We start from the raw sequence: 17,689 nt of genomic DNA, 5'->3' as shown, positions 1-17,689 counted from the left end.
ATGTGCATCGGCTTTCCTATGGAGGTGATTGAGGACCTCGGCTCGGAGGCGCTCTGCGAGCGCCACGGGGAGCGCCAGCGCATCTCCATGCTGCTCGTCGGGCCGCAGCCCGCCGGAACGAAAATACTCGCTCACCTCGGCGCGGCGGTGCGCGTGCTAGACGATCTCGAAGCGCGGCAGATCGACGATGCGCTTACGGCCCTCGAAGCCGCGCTGCGCGGCGAGAACATCGATCATCTGTTCGCGGACCTGGTCGATCGCGAGCCGGAGCTTCCGGACTTCCTCCGCCAAGACGCGCCCTGATCCAACGACTGGACACGTTGAGGCGCCTGGTGAAGCTCGTTTCCCCGCGCGACAGCAGCATCTAACGGTTGCTCTGCAGCGACTTTCATGCTTTCCATTCTAAGGTTAGCCCTTTGACATGAGGCCGAATTGACCCCGGCTCAGCATGCGCACCTTTGTGCTGGCGTCGCCCTTATCGCACTTTTGGCATGGGCTGGCGTAGCCCTCGCATCTTCGGACGGCCCGGAGCCTTGTTACCGATGGTCTCTCGACCACAGAGCCTTTACCGGCGACAGCGCTCTGCCCTTTCTCAGCCCGGGAAACGACAGCCGCACCAATCTTCAATTCCTTATAGTCGACGCGTACCCTCGCTTGTTGCGAAACGCGAAGCTGGTCTCCTCCGAGGACGAGAAATCCGCTTCCACTATGATGTTTTGGAGGTGGGATCTTGACACGGCTTTCGTACGCGACGCCGGTTCGTCAGTGAACCGCAGCGGCGATGAAGAGGCTCGCAAAGCGACATCGCTTGCAGACGGAGAGGGGAGTCGCTGTATTTCCTTCGAAAGCGGCAAGCAAGCTTTCCTAGCGGCGGTCCAGGCGGACCCAAGCCTTTCCGCCGCCGAGCGTGCCGAGTTGACGGAGACCCGCAACCAAACGGTTCCCGCGTGCAGCGGCGGCGTCTCCCATTCCTCAGAGAGTCACGCCAATCTGGCCTCTCTCGCCGCGAAGGATTTCAATACCTATTTGCAAGGCGCCAAGGCGTTCTACGAAGGCGCTTTTGACGAGGCCAAAATTCGTTTCAGGCTGCTCGCGAAGTCCGAAAACGCTTGGGTCCAGGAGACAGCCCGCTACATGATCGGGCGCACGCTTTTGAACAAGGCGCAGATCGGGGCGTTCGATAGTTTCGACCAGACGGGGGAACCGCGAGCGAGCGACAAGGCCTCGCTCGGCGCCTCCGAAACCGAGATCAAAGCCTATCTCACCGCCTATCCCGCTGGGCGTTACGCCATCTCCGCGCGCGGTTTATTGCGTCGCATTTATTGGCTCGGGGCGGACGAGGCGAGGCTCTCCGCCGAGTACGGATGGCAAATTGCGCATTTGACCGCTTCGATGGACGTTGACGATCTCGTGGAGGAGATCGACTCGAAATATCTGCGCGCCGCGAAAGACCAAAGCCACGAACCCATTTTGCTCGCCGTTCAGGATTTGATGAGGCTTCGTGGCTCCTCCAGACCTAAATTCTCAGCCGCTGATATCGAAGCGCAAGCGCCCGACTTTGCTGGCCACGAGGAATTGTTCGCCTTCTTGAAGGCAGCGCGCGCCTATTATGTAGACGGCGAACCTGACGTAGCTTTGCGGCTGCTCGGCCCACCGCAGTCTGGTCCGTCCTATCTGGACTTCAGCCGCGAGATGCTGCGCGGCCAGGCGTTTCTGGCCTCTGGACAGTATCAAGCGGCGATAGCCCATTGGAGAGCACTTCTTCCCAATCTCGCGCAGCCTTGGCAGAGCGAGGCCGTCGAACTCGGCCTCGCTTTGAGCTGGGAGCGCGCAGGAACGCTGAACAAGGTGTTCCTGCCGGAGACACGCGTCGCCTCATCCCGCATTCGCCAAATTCTGCTGAGTCATACGGCAGGGCCGATACTGCTACGCATGGCGGTCGACGACCCCAAATCGACACCTGACGAAAGAAACCTCGCCCGTTTCGTCCTGCTTTTCAAAGAGGCTACCCGCGGGCAATACGCCAACTTCTTGCGGGACCTCGCCTTGATAAAAAATGTCGAGGCCGGGCAAGCGGCAGCGTTTCTCTGGCGCGGCGCCAGCGAGCCTTATCAGTGTCCGGCTTTGAAAGAGGTTATTGGCGAGCTTCTCGCCAATAACCGCGACCCGCATGGGTTGTTGTGTCTGGGTGAATTCGTTCGCACCGCCGAACTAGACGCATTTGAAAGCTTCCGGCCCAAGCCGGACGAATTGGGTGGCGGCGAGTCAATTTTCCCGGGCGAGCCCTTCTCGAGAGGCGAATTGTATAAGCGGCTGATCGCCGACCCTTCAACGCCCGATCGCGAGAGGGCCTACGCGCTCTATCGCGCCATCAATTGCTACGCGCCGACCGGCGCCAACCGCTGCGGTGGAACCGATGTCGAACTGTCACAGCGGAAGACCTGGTTCAACATGCTGAAGTCCAGATACAGCGCGACCTCTTGGGCGCAAGGCTTGAAGTATTATTGGTGAAATTGGCAGGACTCCTGTTCCTCCTCGCGCCGATCCCGCGGGAGACGGTCAAAGACATAGACGCCTATCTTGTCAGGCTAGACCGCTGCCCGCCGCTCTTAACCCGAATGTAATGGCGCCTTCCATAGCTGGAAGCGACGTTTTCACCGCCCAGAGGAGCAAAGTGGAAACCCAATTAAATTTCAGCACGGTACTTACCACTCGCGCCTCCCGCCACTGGCACGCCCTTTGCCGATTGCATGAAAAAAGGAAACATCCCCATGCCGGCGTCGCTGCGCCAAATGCTTCATGAGCGCCATCATCTGCCTCTGGTTGATGAAGCCAATGTCGAGGCGTTTCTCGCCCCGACGCCGGCCGCGCCGCCCCATAGCGCGCTGTTCTTCGCTGGCGATCCGCGCGAGCGCCCCGAGACGCGCGATCTCGCGGTGATTCTGCCGCAACTGCTCCAAGCCTTCGCGGGGCGGCTGCGCGGCGCGCTCGTCGCAGCGGACGCCGAGCCGGCGTTGAAGGAGCGCTTCTGCGTCCGCGTGCTCCCGAGCCTCGTGATTCTGCGGGACGCGGAAATCCTCGGCGTTCTCCCCAAAGTCTACGACTGGGCCGACTATGTCGCGCGTATCGAGGCCATGCTTCACCCCGATGCGCCTGCCCTCGTCGCCAAGTCCGGGCCGCGCACACAGATTGCCTTCGCATCGAGGGAGACCGCGCCATGAAGACAGGGTTCTGGGAAGCCCCGGAAGGCGTCGAGGAAAATATGACGCTCGTTCCCCTCGGCCCCGTCGCGGAGGATACAAGAGGGCGCAATAGCCTTTCCTTCCTCGCCACCGCCGCGGGAGCCGAGGCGGTCGCAGCCTGCCCGCGCGCCGCGGCTCTCCTGCCGCAACTCGCCGAAGCGCTGGCCGTGCAGAAGGTCTCCGAACCGGGGCGGCTCTTCGACATCACGGACTATGACGGCGACGATCTGGAACTCATCGGCCAGGTGCTCGGGCAAGGCGAGGTCAGCGGCGCCGCCGCTCTGCCCGATAGCGTCACGGCCGAAATCCAGGAGGCGACCGTCGCCGGCCTGTGGCGCGTGCGCTTCTTCGACGCCGCCCGGCGGCTCGCCGCCGATTATCTCGAGATCGCCGCCATACCGGAGATCGTGCGCCGCGCGGCGAGCCTTGGCGCCGAGCATCTCGCCTTTGGCGCGTCGCCTCCGGGCGCGATGAATGTGATGCCGCTGCTCGCCGAGATCAATGAGCGCATGAGCCAGCCCGTCCTCGACCGCGCTCCGCATGTGATCAATTTCTCACTCCTGCCGATGAACGAAGTGGACATGGGCTTTCTCCAGCAGACGCTGGGCGAGGGCTCCGTGCAACTGCTCTCGCGCGGCTATGGCGCGTGCAAGGTCACCGCGACGGGCGCCCGCAATGTTTGGTCGGTGCAGTTCTTCAACGCCACCGACGCGATCATTCTCGACACGCTGGAGATCGGCGACGTTCCCGCAGCGGCCTGCGCTGCGGAGGAAGATTTTCGCGACTCGGCTGAGCGCCTGCGCGAGATCCACGAGGCCTATTTCACATGAGCGACGCCATTCACCTCGAGCCGACACAGCGCATGGAATGCGGCGTCTGCTGGCACGTCTACGATCCGGCAGAAGGCGACCCTGTCTGGCAGATCGAGCCGGGAACGCCCTTCGCCGAGCTTCCCGAGGACTGGCGCTGTCCCCATTGCGACGCGCCGCGCGAGAAATTCATGAAGGCCGAGCCATGAATGCGGAAGCGATCGGAGACGCGCTCACCGCTCTGTATCGCGAAATCGAAGCAACGGCGATGCGCGACGCGCCGATCTGCAACGCCGCCTTGCAGGTGACCGCCATCGGCTTTCGCGACTTCGAAGGCTATGCGGTGGGAGTCATGCTGACGCCCTGGTTCCTCAACCTTGTCGCCGCGCCGATCGCCGACGTCGACCCCGGTCTTCCGCTCGGCGCTTTCCGTCTGCGCTTTCCCGCTGGCTCCATCGACTTTACGGTCACCGAGCTTGCGGGCTTCGGCCGGCTCGCAAGCTGCTCGCTGTTCTCGCCGCTCTTCGATTTTCCCGATCAGGAAACAGCCAGCGCTACGGCGCAGGCGGCCCTTGACGCCGTCTTCGACCCCGGTCTTCACGCGACAAAGGCAACGGAACGCCCCGCTCTCGACCGCCGCGCCTTTCTCAGGGGCCGCCCTATTCGACAAGGTTTGGCGTCATGAACGCGGTCGGCGGGATCGTCGACGCAAGCCAGGACGGCTTGACGATCATAGTCGAAGTCGCCGATGGCCGCGTCTGCGCAGCGCGCATCTCCTCCACGCGCCGAACCGATCTTTCGCGACTCTTTGTCGGCCGGCCCGCGGATGAGGCGCCGCTTCTCGCCGAACGCATATTCGCGCTCTGCGGCGCCGCGCATCGAGTCGTCGCGGCGCGCGCCATCGCGAGCGCGCGCGGAGAGCCGGTCCCTGCGCAGCGCAATCGGAGCGATGCGATCGCGCTCGCCGCCGAGAGGCTCGGCGCGTCGCTGCGCTCGAACATGATCCTAGCGCTTCAGAGGGAGTCCAAATCCGCGGACCTCGAGCTCGTCCGCCCGCTTGGCGAGCTATTGTCCCTCCTGCGCGATCTCTGTGCCCAGTCCTTCGCGCGGGCTCCAGGAGCGGCCGAAGCGGCGAGATTGCTGATCGTCAGGATCCGCGCTTCCGGCCACGCCCTCGGCTTGGCGGCCGAAGGCGCGGAACCAGCTTACCCCCTCGCGTTCCGTCAATTGGAAAAGGAATTTGCCGCCAGCGAGCCTCTCGCGATCACGGCTCCGGATTCGCTCGGCGACGCCGATGACTTGGAGATCATGCAGCGCGCGCGCGCGGCAGGCGCGAGCTTCGCCGTCGCGCCGAGCCTCGAGGGACGCGCGCCGGAGACCGGGGCCTTTGCGCGCCGCTGGGCGGAGACCGACTTCTCAAAAGGAGCGCTTGCCGCCCGCTTCCAGGCGCGTATGATCGACATCGCTGAATGCCTCAGCGAGCTCGAAGGGGCAGAACGGGATTTTCCGGCGGCTTGCCATGCCTTCTCCCCTGCCCTGCGCGAAGGATTCGCCGCGGCGGAAACCTCCCGGGGTCGACTCTGTCACTGGGTTCGACTCTCGGTTGACGGTCGGATCGCGGATCATCAGATCGTCGCGCCGACCGAATGGAATTTCCATCCGACCGGACCCTTCATAGAAACATTGCTCGGCGCTAGTATGAGCCGCGGTTGCGCGGAGCGGCGGATCGTGCAGCTCGCGAGTCTCTTCGACCCCTGCGCGCCATTCCGCGTCGAGGTGAGGGAACACGGCCATGCATGAGCTGGCGCTGACGGAAAGCCTCGTCGAGCTCATCGAGAACGAGAGCCGCAACCGAGGTTTCTCCCGCGTTCGCGTGGTGCGGCTGGAGCTTGGGGCGTTGGGCGGCGTCGACGGCGAAGCCATGCGCTTTTGCTTTGACGCGGTCGCCAAGGGAACGCTCGTCGAAGGCGCCGAGCTCGATATTTGCGTCACGCCCGGCGAAGGCTGGTGCCTCGACTGCGCCAAGACCGTAGAGATGAGCGAGCGTTTCGGCGCCTGCCCGGAGTGCGGGCGCTATCATGTGCAGGTTGCCGCAGGCGACGATCTGCGCCTCAAGGAACTGGAGGTCGAGTGATGTGCACGGTTTGCGGCTGCGGCTCCTCGAGCGTCGAAGGCGGCAAGACACATGATCATGATCACGGTCACGAACATGGCCACACTCATGATCACGACCACGCTCATGGTCATTCACACGCCCATGATCACGCGCATCATGATCATCACCACCCGCATGACCATGGCCATGGCCACGATCACCACCACCACGCGCCCGAGAGCGCGCAGGCGAATGACGCGGGCGTGATCGATTTTGGCGCGGGCGCGGCGGGCGTGCATGTCGCGGGGCTTTCGCAGGAGCGCATCTTGCGCATCGAACGCGACATCCTCGGCAAGAACAACGACAATGCCGCGATGAATCGCGCCCGCTTCGCCAGGAGCCGCACCTTCGCGCTCAATTTCGTCTCAAGTCCGGGATCGGGCAAAACCTCGCTGCTCGTGCGGGCCATCGCCGATCTCGGCGCGCGCTTCCCGATCGCGGTGATCGAAGGCGACCAGCAGACCTCGAACGACGCGGCCCGCATTCGCTCCGCCGGTGCGCCCGCCGTGCAGATCAACACGGGAAAAGGCTGCCATCTCGACGCGCATATGGTCGCGCATGGGCTCGACGCCCTGAAGCTCGAGCCGGGCGGATTGCTCTTCATCGAGAACGTCGGCAACCTTGTCTGCCCCGCCGCCTTCGACCTCGGCGAAGCGCATAAGATCGTGGTGCTCTCCGCGACTGAGGGGGAAGATAAGCCGCTCAAATATCCGGAGATGTTCGCCGCTTCCGATCTCATGCTGATCAACAAGGCCGACCTGCTGCCGCATCTCGATTTCGACGTCGGTCAGTGCATCGCGCATGCGCTGAAGATCAATCCGGACCTCCAGGCGCTCGTGGTGTCCGCGAAAACCGGCGAGGGGCTCGCCGCGTTTTATTCCTGGATCGAAGCGCGCGCGGCGCGATGGGCTCGCGCCAACGCCTCCACCGCAGTCGCGGAGTAGCCGTCATGGAGCCGGCGCGTTCGCAGAGCGGAGCGTCGGAGCGCCTGCGCCTGAGAGTGCGCGGCGCGGTGCAGGGCGTGGGGTTTCGTCCTTTCGTGCATGGTCTCGCTCGCGCGCTTGATCTCGGCGGCTTCGTTCGCAACGACGCAGAAGGCGTGCTCCTGGAGATCGAAGGCGCGCGGGCGCAGGAATTTGTCGCGGCGCTGCGGCGAAGCCCTCCGCCCCTGGCGCGCATCGACACGGTTGAGGCTCAAAGTGTCGCGCCCAAAGCCGAAAGCGAGTTTTGCATCGAGACGAGCGTCGCGGGCGAAGCCCGGACGCGAATTCCGGCCGACGCCGCCGTCTGCGAAGAATGCCTCGACGAGCTCTTCGATCCGCGGAGCCGGTTTCACCTTTATCCCTTCGTCAATTGCACGCATTGCGGACCTCGCTACACGCTGACGCGCAGGCTTCCTTTCGATCGCTCACAAACGACGATGGCGCCTTTCGCGATGTGCGAGGCTTGCGCGGCCGACTTCCGCAACCTGTCGAGCCGGCGCTTCCATGCGCAGACGATCGCCTGTCCGCAATGCGGGCCGCGCCTCGACGCATCGATCGAAGACATCGCCGCCTGCTTGCGCCAAGGCGGGATCGTCGCCTTGAAGGGCGTCGGCGGATTCCATCTGCTCTGCGACGCGCGCAACGAAGCGGCCGTTCAGGAGCTGCGCCGCCGCAAGCAGCGTGACGCCAAACCCTTCGGGGTGATGGTCCTCAACGCCGCGTCCGCGGGACGCATCGGCGTCCTCGACGAGTCCTCTCGCGCCCTTCTGTCTTCGCCGGCGCGGCCGATCGTCGTCGTCGAGAAAGCCGATGCTCTTGCCGCTTCGGTCGCGCCAGGGCTCTCGCGAATCGGCGTGATGCTGGCCTACACGCCTGCGCATCATCTGATCTTCCACGCCTTGGCGGGTGAGCCGGAAGGCCGCGACTGGCGGGACGCTCCGCTCGATCGCGTCCTCGTCGCGACCAGCGCCAATATGAGCGGCGAGCCCTTGATCATTGACGACGACGAGGCCCGCGAGAAGCTTCGCCGCGTTGCTGATCTGATCGTGGGCTTCGACCGGGAGATCGTCGCCCGGGCGGACGATAGCGTGATGACGATGATTGCCGGCGCGCCCGCCTTTCTGCGGCGCGCGCGCGGTTTCGTTCCCGAGCCCATCCCGCTGGCGGACGATGGTCCCGATGTGCTCGCTCTCGGCGCGCATCTCAAGACCACCGTGACCGTGACGCGTGGGCGGGAAGCCTTCGTCTCGACGCATATCGGCAGTCTCAGCGACGCGGCGACCCTGCGCCATCACGCGGAAACCGTCGCGCGCATGCTCGACATTCTCGACGTGCGGCCCGAATGCGTCGCCTGCGACCTGCACCCGGATCTTCACACCACGCGGATTGCCGAGGCGAGCGGCCTACCGATCTTTCGCGCGCAACACCATGCCGCGCATATCGCCGCGATTCTCGCGGAGCATGGCGTCGAGGACGCGGCGCTGGGGGCGGCCCTCGACGGCTTCGGTTACGGCGACGACGGCGGCGCCTGGGGCGGCGAGTTGATGGGGATCGACGGCTGCAATTGGCGGCGCGTCGGTCATCTCGCGCCGGCGCCGCTCCCTGGCGGCGATAGCGCGGCGCGCAGCCCGTGGCGCATGGGCGTCGCCATGCTCGCCGGGCTTGGGCGCGGCGCGGAAGCGGAGGCGCGCTTTCCGCAGCAGCCTCTCGCGGGGGCGGTGGCGCATCTGGCCTTGTCGCCGGGCGTCTCGCAAACGACGAGCCTCGGGCGGCTGTTCGACGCAGCGGCGGCTTTGCTGGGCCTGCGCCTGGAGCAGGATTATGAGGGACAGGCGGCCATGGAGTTGGAAGCCCTCTGCCATGCGCCCCGTGCGCTGCCTGAGGGGTTTCTGCTTCGCGAGGGCGTGCTCGATTTTTCCCCCTTGTTTCTGTATCTCGTCGAGGAAAAGCCATCACAGGTCGAGGGTGCGGAGCTTTTCCATGGGACGCTCATCGAGGGCCTCGCCGCTTGGATCTCGGAAGCCGCCCGCCGGTTCGAGCGCCGTCGCGTCGCCCTCGGCGGCGGCTGCCTTATGAACGCGGTGCTGACGCAGGGCGTCACGCTGCAGCTTCAAAAAGCGGGGATCGAGCCGCTCGTGGCGCGTCGCGTTCCTTCAAATGACGGTGGCCTATCGCTCGGCCAGGCTCTTCTGGCGCGCCGCGCCAGACTCGCAGGATGGGAAAATTAGCATGTGTCTCGCCATACCCGCGCGCGTCGTCGAACTGCTGCCCGATAACATGGCCCGCGTCAGTCTCGACGGCGTGCTGAAGGCGGCGTCGCTCGCCTTCGTCGAAGACGTCGACGTCGGCGACTATGTCGTTCTGCATGTCGGCTATGCGCTGGCCAAGATCGATGAAGACGAAGCGCAGCGCACGCTGGCGCTCCTGCGGGAGGCGACGAATTTGGGCGCGCCCGCATGAAACATCTCGACGAATATCGCGACGGAAATCTAGCCCGAGGCCTCGCCGCGCGCATCGCGCAGGAGGCGCATGCCGACCGCCCTTATTCCTTCATGGAGTTTTGCGGCGGCCACACGCACGCCATATCGCGATATGGCATTGAGGATATACTGCCCGAGAATGTTCGCCTCATTCACGGCCCTGGCTGTCCGGTCTGCGTGCTGCCGATGGGACGCATCGACGAGGCGATCGAGCTTGCCAAGAATCCGTTGGTGACGCTCTGCGTCTATGGCGATCTCATGCGCGTTCCTGGCTCCAATGGCGCGAGCCTGACCAAAGCCAAGGCCGCCGGCGCGGACATCCGCATGGTTTATTCGACGCTCGAAGCGATCGAGATCGCGGGGCGCACGCCGAATCGCGAGATCGTATTCTTCGCGATTGGATTTGAGACCACGACGCCGCCGACGGTTGCGGCGATCCGCCTCGCGGAAAAGAAGGGTCTGAAGAATTTCTCGGTCTTTTGCAATCATGTGCTGACGCCCCCCGCCATGCGGCAGATTCTCGAGACGAGCGATCCGAATACGCTCTCGCTCGAAGGATTCATCGGCCCGGCGCATGTCTCGACGGTCATAGGGACCGCGCCCTACGAAGCCATCGCTCAAGAGTTCGACAAGCCAGTCGTCATCGCGGGCTTCGAGCCCCTCGATGTCATGCAGGCGATTCTCATGCTCGTTCGACAGGTCAACGAGGGTCGCGCCGAGGTCGAGAACGAATATATCCGCGCCGTCACGCCGGCGGGGAATCGCATCGCCCTGGCGGAAATCGCCGACGTCTTCGAAATGCGCGAGAGCTTCGAATGGCGTGGGCTTGGGGAAATTCCCAATAGCGCGCTACTCCTGCGGGAAGCCTATCACGAATATGACGCGGAGCGCCGCTTTCCCGTGGAGAAGCGAATTGCCCGCGACAATCCGGCTTGCGAATGCGGCGCCATATTGCGCGGGCAGAAGCATCCGCGCGACTGCAAGCTTTTCGGGACAGCCTGCACGCCGGAAACGCCAATCGGCGCGTGCATGGTTTCTTCCGAGGGCTCATGCGCGGCCTACTGGGCCTATGGACGTTTTCGCGCCCCGCAAAGAAGAGCCGCCGGATGAATAAGATGGATCTCGTCGGACGCAAGCTCGACCTGCGACGCGGCCTCGTCGATCTATCGCATGGGGCCGGCGGACGCGCCATGGCGCGGCTCATCGGCGATATCTTCGTCGCCGCTTTCGACAATGAGATGCTGCGCGCGGGCAATGATCAATCCGCCTTTGACGTCGCCGGCGGCCGCATGGTCATGACGACGGACGCCTATGTCGTTTCTCCCCTGTTTTTTCCGGGCGGCGACATTGGCCTTCTCGCGGTCAATGGCACGATCAACGACATCGCCATGGCGGGAGCCACGCCTCTTTATATGTCGGCGAGCTTCGTCATCGAGGAAGGTTTTCCCTTGGCCGATTTGCAGCGCATCGCGCAGAGCATGGGCGCAGCGTCTCGCGCTGCGGGCGTGCCGATCGTCACGGGAGACACGAAGGTCGTCGAACGCGGCAAGGCAGATGGGGTCTTCATCTCCACGGCCTGTGTCGGCTCGGCTCCTGCGGGAGTCGAGCTTTCCGGAGACAAGGCGCGTCCAGGCGATGCGATCCTGCTTTCGGGCTCGATCGGCGATCATGGCGTGGCCGTGATGTCCCGGCGCCAGGACCTCGAATTTGGCACCGATGTGCTCTCTGACACGGCCGCACTGCATGGGCTGGTGGCGACGATGATGACAGCGGGCGGCGCCTCCATCCGCGCCATGCGCGATCCAACGCGCGGGGGCCTTGCGGCGACTCTCAACGAAATCGCGCATCAATCCGGCGTCGGCGCCCGTATCGACGAGGCGGCGCTGCCGATCAAGCCGCAGGTTGCCGCGGCTTGCGAGCTTCTCGGACTCGATCCGCTCAATGTCGCCAATGAAGGGAAGCTCATCGCCATTGTCGAGAGTGGCGCCGCCGAGACCATCCTCGCGGCGATGCGCGCGCATCCGCTCGGCGCCGAGGCGGCGTTGATCGGAAAGATCGTGGCCGACGATGGGCGTTTTGTGCAAATGAACACCGTCTTCGGCGGCGCGCGGATCGTAGATTGGCTGTCGGGCGAGCAGCTGCCGCGTATCTGTTAAGGGAAGAAAGCGAGACTGCGAGCAGCACATGAACAAGATGCTCGACGAGATAGCGGTCGAAGCCGCGCCAAGAACGGGCGCGACCGTGCTCGTCATCGACGATGAGCGTCGTTCACTCGAATCCCTGCGTCGCGTGCTGAGCATCGAGTTCGAGGTGCTCTGTGCTGCGAGCGCGCAGGAAGCCGGGGCCATCCTCGCCGGCGATCTTGTCCAGGTGATCCTTTGCGATCAGCGCATGCCGGACCAAAATGGCGTCGATTTCCTGCGGCGCGTGCGCGACCAATGGCCAGAGCCGGTGCGAATGATCATCTCCGGCTACACCGATGCGGAGGACATAATCGCCAGCGTGAATGAGGCTGGCATCTTCCAGTATATCACCAAGCCGTGGGATCCCGAAAAGCTCGTGAGCAGCGTCCGCGCGGCGGTCGAGCTCTATCGGCTGCAGAAAGAGGGGGTCGCGGCGCCGCTCATCGAGGCAAAGCCGTCGACGCTGCAACTGCACAGCCTTATCGTCGATCGAAAGCGAAACGAACGTAAGCGTTACGAGTTCGATCGCATTGCTCATGGTCCGGACAGCGTCTTGCGCGAGGCCATCGCGCTCGGACGGCGTGCGGCCTGCTACGACGTATCGGTGCTGATCACCGGCGAGTCGGGGACTGGCAAGGAACTGCTCGCACGCGCGATCCATTACAGCTCTGCGCGCGGCGACAAATCCTTCGTCATCGAAAATTGCGGCGCCTTGCCTGACGAGCTTCTCGAAAGTGAACTCTTCGGCTGCAAAAAGGGCGCTTACACCGGCGCCTATCAGGATCGCATCGGCCTTTTCGAGGTCGCCGACGGCGGCTCGATCTTCCTCGACGAGATCGGAGACACTTCGCCCGCATTCCAGGTCAAGCTGCTGCGCGTATTGCAGGAGGGCGAGATACGGCCGCTCGGCGCGCAGCGGTCGCGCCGCGTGAATGTGCGCGTCATCGCCGCGACGAATCGCAATATCGAAGCGGACGTCGCCCTCGGCCGCTTCCGCCGCGACCTTTATTATCGGCTCGCCGCCTTTCCGATCCATCTGCCGCCGCTCGCCGAGCGGCCGGGGGACATCCCGGTCATAGCGGCGCGCATTCTCGTCGAGGTCAACCGTACGTTCAACCGACGCATACCAGGATTCGACCCCGAGACGCTGCGCCTCATGCAGCGCTATGCCTGGCCTGGAAATATCCGCGAGCTCTACAACGAGATTCAACGCATGTGCGTCTTGTGCGACGGCGAGGCGCCGCTCGGCTCGAACCTGTTGTCTGCGACGATCGCCAAAGGCGCCGGCTCCAAGCCCACGGTCGAGTCGGCGGCGCCGCTGACGCTCAAAGATCGCGTCGAAGCCCTGGAAAGCGCCGTGATCAAAGAGTCTCTGCAACGAAACGGACATAATATCAGCCGCGTCGCGGAGGAGCTCGGCCTCTCGCGCGTCGGACTTCGCAGCAAGATCACCCGCTACGACATTTGCCGGCTCGTAGATGACGAACCCTGACGCCTCCCGACTCGCGAGGCGTGGCGAGCTGATCGCCCTCGTCGGCGGGAAGGAAGAGGTCTTGCTGTCCGAAGACGGCGAGTCGATGTGGGTGGAAGTCATCCGCAAGATGGATGAGGTTTATGCCGACCTCATCGGCTACGAGACCGATCTCGAGCGCAAGAACGCCGAGCTCGAGGAAGCGCGCAATTTTATCGCTGGCGTCGTCGCCTCGATCTCCGACGTGCTGATCGTTTGCGACGAGAAGGGGGCGATCGTCCAGGTCAATCCGGCCTTCCAGAGGCTGATGGGCGCGCCGGAGCTGGCCTTGGTGGATCAGCCCTTTGCCGAGTGCGTCGCTTCGGAAAGCCGCACGGCTGTTCAGGCGATGTTCGAGCCGGGGCCTATGAGCAAGGAGGAGAGCCTAGAACTGTGTTTCAAGACGGCTTCCGGACCCTCGGACGTGATGGCGGTCAATTGCTCGGCGCGGTTCAATTCCCAGGGACGACTCGCCGGCGCCGTGTTCACGGGGCGGCCCATTGGACAGCTACGTCGCGCCTATGAGGCCCTGCATTGCGCCCATGTCGAGCTGCAGCAGGCGCAAGCTCGCCTGATCGAGCAGGAAAAAATGGCGAGCCTCGGCCGGCTCGTGGCGGGTGTCGCGCATGAGCTCAATAATCCGATCAGCTTCGTCTATGGAAACATCCATACGCTCAATCGCTACAGGATGACTCTCGCCGACTATCTCGCAAGCATTCACTCGGGCATGCCCGACGAGGCGCGGGAAGCGCTTCGTCGACGTCTCAAGATCGACGCGGTGCTGGAAGATCTTGAGCCGCTGATCGAGGGAACGCTGGAAGGCGCTGTGCGCATCAGCGATATCGTCAAGAATTTACGCCGGCTGTCCTTTGGCTCCAATGCCCCGAGAGTGTCTGTCGAGCTGTCGAAAGTGGTGCGGACGGCCTCGCAATGGGCGTCCCGCAGCAAAAAGGCGAAGGCCAGGATCGAGATGCGGCTCGAAGCGGATCTCTTCGCATTCGCCCATGAAGGGCAAATCCATTCGGCGATCGGCAATCTGGTCGACAATGCGCTCGATGCAGTCAGAAGCGCTCCAAACCCCTCGGTGCTGATCGAGACGAGATCGGAAGAGAAGCTTGCGGTCGTCGAGGTCTCCGACAATGGGCCGGGCGTTTCCGAGGATGCTCGCGCACGAATCTTCGAGCCCTTCTTTACGACGAAGCCGGTCGGCGAAGGCACCGGGCTTGGGCTCTGGATCACCTATTCGATCGTTCGCGAGCATGGCGGCGTCATCGATTGCGTCAATCTTCCTCAGGGCGGCGCGCGATTCACCCTGAAAGTCCCGCGATGCGACCCTCCTGTTAAAGAACAATCCGGTTCAACAAAATTGCGACAACTTGACTAAAATTCTTGCTATGCGGGCGACAAAACGCGTTAGCAGCTCGGTGAAAATGTCGCGATTTGATCAGGCGGCTTCAGCCGAGAACCTTCGTTCTTCAAACCGAACCAGCCGGCGGCGACTTCGTCAATACGCTGTTAGCGCGTTTCCCGCTCGAACGGAATCGTTCGAGCGATAAGGAATCGCGCAAAGTCAAAAAGTTGGAGCCTGTCATGACCGGAAAACCGCTTCGCACTTTTCCGTGACATGCTCTAGTGTATCCGCACGCCTTGCCGCGTCAGCTCGTTCTGGACCGCCGAAATATCGAGGCGGTCGAAGTCTGTCTTTGTCTTGAGCGACAGCGCGGCGGCGACGCCGGCGCCCTGCCCCGCCACGGCGCAGCAACTCATGTTGCGGATCGCCGCGTGGCTGACGCGATCTCCGCCTGTGGAGCGGCCCGCGACGAGCAGGTTCTTGACCTTCTTCGGCATCATGCTGCGGAACGGAATCTGGAAGTAACGGCCTGTCGTCGGCAGGATTAGAATGCCATAGCCGTCGATGAATTCCGGATAGATGCCGATGGAGTCCTCGAACTTGCCCTGCTCGCGCACGTCGGTTTCGGTCATGTTATAGGCGGCGTCGATCTTCCGCGTGTCTCGAATGCCGATGGTCATGCCGAAATTGCGCAGCCGCGCCGTTTCGCAGCCGGGCATGTAACGGCGCAGCGCTTCGATGGCCAGCATCGTCTGGCGCCGACCCTCGATTTCGAATTTGGTCAGATCGTCGGGATTGGTGCCGTCGCATTTTTCCATGTGGATGAGGTTCATATAGGTCAGCTCGCCGGTGTCGTGCATCGCGCCCCAGGTGCCAGCAATGGTGTTCAGATTCGCAGGCAGCAGGCCTTCCTTGATGGCTTTCTGAAACGGCTTCTTAATGAAGGGGGAAAACATCTCGTCTTCCTTGCCCGAGGTCTCGATGTTCCAGTCGCCTCCGCCGCCGCTGCCCCAGTCCTTGTAGGTCTGCAGATCGGCGCGCACACCATCCATGAATTTCTTTTTGTTCACGCCAGCAAGGTGGAACATGACGGAGGCCGCCATCATCTTCTCCTTTGGCGTCATGAAGAACGGGGCGCCCGCGCGCGCGGCGACGTCGGCGTCGCCGGTCGCATCGATGATGCGCTTAGCCAAAATCGCCTCGCGCCCCGCTTTCGACTCCGTGACAATGCCGACGATGGTGTCGTTGTCCATGATGGGGGCCACGAACATGCGGTGAAGCATGGGATGCACGCCCGCTTCCTCCACCATGCGGTCGGCGACGACCTTGAAACCTTCTGAGTCGAGCTCATACGACAGTGACTGGGATTCCGGCGCCGCCGCCCCCATCGCCTTAGCCCGTTCCTCCATTTCCCGCCCTAGGCCGTTGGCCTCGATGGTTTTTTCGTGGCGGTACCAGGCCATGCCCTCGACGCCGACCACCGTGATATTTCCACCGAAGCAGCCGAAGCGCTCTACGATGGAGACTTCCGCGCCCGCGCGCGCCGCGCCGATCGCGGCTGCCAGTCCCGCGGGGCCGGAACCGACCACCAACACATCGGTTTCGCGCACAACATCAATTTCGCGCGCCGGTTCCTTGATCTTGAGCTGGCTCCTGGACATTTACGATCTCCTCGAAAATGGCCTGTCATCATCGTGACTGTTTTGCCAGTAACGCGATCCTTACGCAAGGAATCGATCTATGACGGAACCGCGCAACAAAGTCGTTCAGGTCAGGCGCTTCGGCGATCCCGACGGGCTGGATTCGTAGGGTTGTGCGAATAAGATTGTCATGGTCGTTTCCATTGCTGGCGGGCCGCGCCATTCCTGCGCATCGCGCTCTAACTCGGCGCACGCTTGCCGTCTTTGAACCGCGCAAAATGAAAGCTGCCGCGAGTTTTTTCAAAGGTGCTTCTGGTCTGTGGCTTCACGAACAGGGCGACAACCTGTGGATGCCCGGCTCGGACGCGCCTTTCCAGCAAGACTACCCGCCTCTTCGATCTCGGGCGCCTTCAGCTCGTCGCGGAACTCCAGGCCCAGAGTCGCCACAACCTGGGCCGGGGCAAGCTGCATGCTGACCGCGCTCGTCACGCCTTCGACCGAACACTCACGGAGCGCCGCCGCGACAATGGAATCCGCGCTCTTTTCAACCGACGGGGCTGGGTTTAGAGCGTAGCAAGGCTCCGATGTCGTCGATTTCCCGCGCGGCCATGCCGACAAACTGAACGGACGAGCGAGCTTGGCAAAGCGCAAATCTGAGATGACCGCCAATTTTGCGCGCCCCCCTTCCCTGCTGGTGCTGGCGCTCTCGCTCATTTTCTGCGCGCTCGCGTCCTTCGCGTCGGAGCTCTTGCAATTCGACGCCTTCTCGCCGCCGAGCGAAGCTGCGGTTAAACGCGCTGCGGCGGCGATCGTCTTCACGGGCGACTTCGCCCGCATCGACGAAGCGTTGGCGCTTCTCGCCAAGGGTCGCGTTCACAGAGTCTTCATCTCGGGAGTCAATGGCGGCGCGGGACTCGACAAGCAAAGTTTCGTCGCGCAGTTTGCGCAGCGCAATCCCAAGCTTGCGTCCCTGGATCGGCTCGTCGCCTGCTGTGTGGAAATGGGCGAGGCGGCGGAGAACACCATCCAGAACGCGCTCGAGACACAATGCTGGCTGAAGGATCGCGCAGTCTCCGGCCCGCTTCTCCTCATCACCAGTCGAACGCATATGGCTCGGGCGCTCGCGCTGCTCGCGCGGGCGGCGCCGAATCATGCACTCATTGCGTATCCGGTCGAGGATGGGCTCTCCGAGGAGGGGCGCTCGGAGGAATATCTCAAATTCGTCGAGACCCTAGTCTTGTTGAGGCTTCCCGACGTCGTCGGCCGCAGCCGCTTTTCCGGCCTCTTCGCCGGCGGCTGTCCGCCATCATCTTGAAATCTCTTTCGCTCGCGAGGC

At 63.3% G+C, this 17,689-nt stretch carries 18 protein-coding genes; 16 read left to right on the top strand and 2 right to left on the bottom strand.

Going from position 1 to position 17,689, the window contains the following annotated elements:
- From hypC to QMG80_RS05840, 15 genes are all read left to right on the top strand, one after another.
- Positions 1-303, top strand: a complete 303-nt coding sequence (hypC, locus tag QMG80_RS05910) for a HypC/HybG/HupF family hydrogenase formation chaperone (protein ID WP_085773701.1) — start codon at positions 1-3, stop codon at positions 301-303.
- A 129-nt stretch (positions 304-432) separates the two neighbouring features.
- Complete coding sequence (locus QMG80_RS05905; protein ID WP_483428762.1) at positions 433-2,511, top strand: PA5441 family protein; 2,079 nt, start codon at positions 433-435, stop codon at positions 2,509-2,511.
- Between the two features lie 260 nt (positions 2,512-2,771).
- Complete coding sequence (locus QMG80_RS05900; protein WP_085771980.1) at positions 2,772-3,221, top strand: thioredoxin domain-containing protein; 450 nt, start codon at positions 2,772-2,774, stop codon at positions 3,219-3,221.
- Positions 3,218-4,072: a hydrogenase expression/formation protein gene (locus tag QMG80_RS05895; RefSeq protein WP_085771979.1), complete on the top strand. Its 855-nt coding sequence runs from the start codon at positions 3,218-3,220 to the stop codon at positions 4,070-4,072. Before QMG80_RS05900 ends, QMG80_RS05895 begins: the two co-directional genes overlap by 4 nt.
- A complete protein-coding gene (locus tag QMG80_RS05890) occupies positions 4,069-4,260 on the top strand; it encodes a rubredoxin (RefSeq protein ID WP_085771978.1) in 192 nt (63 codons plus the stop codon). Before QMG80_RS05895 ends, QMG80_RS05890 begins: the two co-directional genes overlap by 4 nt.
- Positions 4,257-4,736 carry a [NiFe]-hydrogenase assembly chaperone HybE gene (gene hybE / locus QMG80_RS05885; RefSeq protein WP_085771977.1) on the top strand — a complete coding sequence of 160 codons (480 nt, stop codon included), beginning with the start codon at positions 4,257-4,259 and terminating at the stop codon, positions 4,734-4,736. Before QMG80_RS05890 ends, hybE begins: the two co-directional genes overlap by 4 nt.
- Positions 4,733-5,851, top strand: a complete 1,119-nt coding sequence (locus QMG80_RS05880; RefSeq protein WP_085771976.1) for a nickel-dependent hydrogenase large subunit — start codon at positions 4,733-4,735, stop codon at positions 5,849-5,851. Before hybE ends, QMG80_RS05880 begins: the two co-directional genes overlap by 4 nt.
- Positions 5,844-6,185 carry a hydrogenase maturation nickel metallochaperone HypA gene (gene hypA, locus QMG80_RS05875; protein ID WP_085771975.1) on the top strand — a complete coding sequence of 114 codons (342 nt, stop codon included), beginning with the start codon at positions 5,844-5,846 and terminating at the stop codon, positions 6,183-6,185. Before QMG80_RS05880 ends, hypA begins: the two co-directional genes overlap by 8 nt.
- Positions 6,185-7,150, top strand: a complete 966-nt coding sequence (hypB, locus tag QMG80_RS05870) for a hydrogenase nickel incorporation protein HypB (protein ID WP_085771974.1) — start codon at positions 6,185-6,187, stop codon at positions 7,148-7,150. Before hypA ends, hypB begins: the two co-directional genes overlap by 1 nt.
- A 5-nt stretch (positions 7,151-7,155) precedes the next feature.
- Complete coding sequence (hypF, locus tag QMG80_RS05865) at positions 7,156-9,417, top strand: carbamoyltransferase HypF (protein ID WP_085771973.1); 2,262 nt, start codon at positions 7,156-7,158, stop codon at positions 9,415-9,417.
- A gap of 1 nt (position 9,418) precedes the next feature.
- Positions 9,419-9,649, top strand: a complete 231-nt coding sequence (locus QMG80_RS05860) for a HypC/HybG/HupF family hydrogenase formation chaperone (RefSeq protein WP_085771972.1) — start codon at positions 9,419-9,421, stop codon at positions 9,647-9,649.
- Positions 9,646-10,779 (top strand): hydrogenase formation protein HypD, encoded by a 1,134-nt coding sequence (gene hypD / locus QMG80_RS05855; RefSeq protein ID WP_085771971.1) that lies wholly within the window; start codon positions 9,646-9,648, stop codon positions 10,777-10,779. Before QMG80_RS05860 ends, hypD begins: the two co-directional genes overlap by 4 nt.
- Entirely contained in the window at positions 10,776-11,825 is a 1,050-nt protein-coding gene (hypE, locus tag QMG80_RS05850) for a hydrogenase expression/formation protein HypE (protein ID WP_085771970.1), read from the top strand. Before hypD ends, hypE begins: the two co-directional genes overlap by 4 nt.
- A gap of 28 nt (positions 11,826-11,853) precedes the next feature.
- Positions 11,854-13,344 (top strand): sigma-54-dependent transcriptional regulator, encoded by a 1,491-nt coding sequence (locus tag QMG80_RS05845; protein WP_085771969.1) that lies wholly within the window; start codon positions 11,854-11,856, stop codon positions 13,342-13,344.
- Positions 13,331-14,746, top strand: a complete 1,416-nt coding sequence (locus QMG80_RS05840) for a PAS domain-containing sensor histidine kinase (RefSeq protein ID WP_085771968.1) — start codon at positions 13,331-13,333, stop codon at positions 14,744-14,746. Before QMG80_RS05845 ends, QMG80_RS05840 begins: the two co-directional genes overlap by 14 nt.
- Positions 14,747-14,991: 245 nt before the next feature.
- Here the strand turns inward: QMG80_RS05840 and QMG80_RS05835 are convergent, their stop codons facing one another.
- Together QMG80_RS05835 and QMG80_RS05830 are read right to left on the bottom strand one after the other, a co-directional pair.
- Positions 14,992-16,374, bottom strand: a complete 1,383-nt coding sequence (locus QMG80_RS05835; RefSeq protein WP_085771966.1) for an FAD-dependent oxidoreductase — start codon at positions 16,372-16,374, stop codon at positions 14,992-14,994.
- Positions 16,375-16,653: 279 nt separating this feature from the next.
- Positions 16,654-17,022 carry a hypothetical protein gene (locus QMG80_RS05830; protein WP_158658752.1) on the bottom strand — a complete coding sequence of 123 codons (369 nt, stop codon included), beginning with the start codon at positions 17,020-17,022 and terminating at the stop codon, positions 16,654-16,656.
- Here QMG80_RS05830 and QMG80_RS05825 point away from each other — a divergent pair.
- Positions 17,012-17,668, top strand: coding sequence for a YdcF family protein (locus QMG80_RS05825; protein WP_085771965.1), 657 nt, complete (start codon positions 17,012-17,014; stop codon positions 17,666-17,668). The two genes, QMG80_RS05830 and QMG80_RS05825, sit on opposite strands and share 11 nt — an antisense overlap.
- Positions 17,669-17,689 lie beyond the last annotated feature (21 nt).

It is taken from the genome of Methylocystis bryophila, assembly GCF_027925445.1.
Taxonomy (GTDB): domain Bacteria; phylum Pseudomonadota; class Alphaproteobacteria; order Rhizobiales; family Beijerinckiaceae; genus Methylocystis; species Methylocystis bryophila.
This window is presented reverse-complemented; position numbering and strand designations above follow the sequence as displayed.

Excerpts from the sequence above, each read along its gene's own strand:
- QMG80_RS05890 (WP_085771978.1), top strand. The coding sequence starts at position 4,069 with ATGAGCGACGCCATTCACCTCGAGCCGACACAGCGCATGGAATGCGGC.
- QMG80_RS05845 (WP_085771969.1), top strand. The coding sequence starts at position 11,854 with ATGAACAAGATGCTCGACGAGATAGCGGTCGAAGCCGCGCCAAGAACG.
- QMG80_RS05840 (WP_085771968.1), top strand. The coding sequence starts at position 13,331 with ATGACGAACCCTGACGCCTCCCGACTCGCGAGGCGTGGCGAGCTGATC.
- hypB (WP_085771974.1), top strand. The coding sequence starts at position 6,185 with ATGTGCACGGTTTGCGGCTGCGGCTCCTCGAGCGTCGAAGGCGGCAAG.
- QMG80_RS05825 (WP_085771965.1), top strand. The coding sequence starts at position 17,012 with ATGACCGCCAATTTTGCGCGCCCCCCTTCCCTGCTGGTGCTGGCGCTC.
- QMG80_RS05895 (WP_085771979.1), top strand. The coding sequence starts at position 3,218 with ATGAAGACAGGGTTCTGGGAAGCCCCGGAAGGCGTCGAGGAAAATATG.
- QMG80_RS05900 (WP_085771980.1), top strand. The coding sequence starts at position 2,772 with ATGCCGGCGTCGCTGCGCCAAATGCTTCATGAGCGCCATCATCTGCCT.
- hypE (WP_085771970.1), top strand. The coding sequence starts at position 10,776 with ATGAATAAGATGGATCTCGTCGGACGCAAGCTCGACCTGCGACGCGGC.
- hypC (WP_085773701.1), top strand. The coding sequence starts at position 1 with ATGTGCATCGGCTTTCCTATGGAGGTGATTGAGGACCTCGGCTCGGAG.
- hybE (WP_085771977.1), top strand. The coding sequence starts at position 4,257 with ATGAATGCGGAAGCGATCGGAGACGCGCTCACCGCTCTGTATCGCGAA.
- hypD (WP_085771971.1), top strand. The coding sequence starts at position 9,646 with ATGAAACATCTCGACGAATATCGCGACGGAAATCTAGCCCGAGGCCTC.
- QMG80_RS05835 (WP_085771966.1), bottom strand. The coding sequence starts at position 16,374 with ATGTCCAGGAGCCAGCTCAAGATCAAGGAACCGGCGCGCGAAATTGAT.
- QMG80_RS05860 (WP_085771972.1), top strand. The coding sequence starts at position 9,419 with ATGTGTCTCGCCATACCCGCGCGCGTCGTCGAACTGCTGCCCGATAAC.
- QMG80_RS05880 (WP_085771976.1), top strand. The coding sequence starts at position 4,733 with ATGAACGCGGTCGGCGGGATCGTCGACGCAAGCCAGGACGGCTTGACG.
- hypF (WP_085771973.1), top strand. The coding sequence starts at position 7,156 with ATGGAGCCGGCGCGTTCGCAGAGCGGAGCGTCGGAGCGCCTGCGCCTG.
- hypA (WP_085771975.1), top strand. The coding sequence starts at position 5,844 with ATGCATGAGCTGGCGCTGACGGAAAGCCTCGTCGAGCTCATCGAGAAC.